The organism is Vibrio splendidus 12E03 (assembly GCF_000272105.2).
In the GTDB taxonomy this organism is placed as follows: domain Bacteria; phylum Pseudomonadota; class Gammaproteobacteria; order Enterobacterales; family Vibrionaceae; genus Vibrio; species Vibrio splendidus_I.
Window position 1 is genome coordinate 1 of record NZ_AJZD02000255.1, and the last position, 475, is coordinate 475.

Annotated in this window: 1 protein-coding gene; it reads right to left on the reverse strand. The window is 41.7% G+C overall.

Annotated features, from left to right (window positions below):
- Positions 1–67: 67 nt before the first annotated feature.
- Entirely contained in the window at positions 68–433 is a 366-nt protein-coding gene (locus tag A142_RS16230; protein WP_019820914.1) for a hypothetical protein, read from the reverse strand.
- Positions 434–475 lie beyond the last annotated feature (42 nt).

Consider the following 475-nt stretch of genomic DNA (forward strand, 5'->3'; position numbering starts at 1 on the left):
ACCGGTGGAAGTGAAAGCCAAAAGGAGGGGCGAAAAGGCCATTGAGAGGATGAGTTTTATCGAGGTGTTATTCATCTTTGGTTTTCTCCCAATCTTCACCGAGTGGGTCTACGGTCGCGAGGAGGTCTGACTGCAATAAAACAGAAGGTAGCACCCCAATCCGCTCTCTGCGTTCATCAAGCGTTCGAGTAACATCCAATTCATAACTGTTAATGGTCTGAATTTGTGTAGACTGACACGCAATACATTGGCCAAAACTTGTATCAATAAGGGTGGTTAGACTCTCTGAGTGGTAAAAAACCTGACAGTTTTTACACTGGTGTAAACCTAAGATTATATTGAGTCGTTGACCCGTAAATGCATCATGTAAACCGGATAGTTCCATAAAATTAGCATCGGTTTTTTGTCCTGAACTTTTAAAGTTGAGCTTCATCCTATGTCCTTTATTTCAATTGTTCATAATGAGCCACTACTC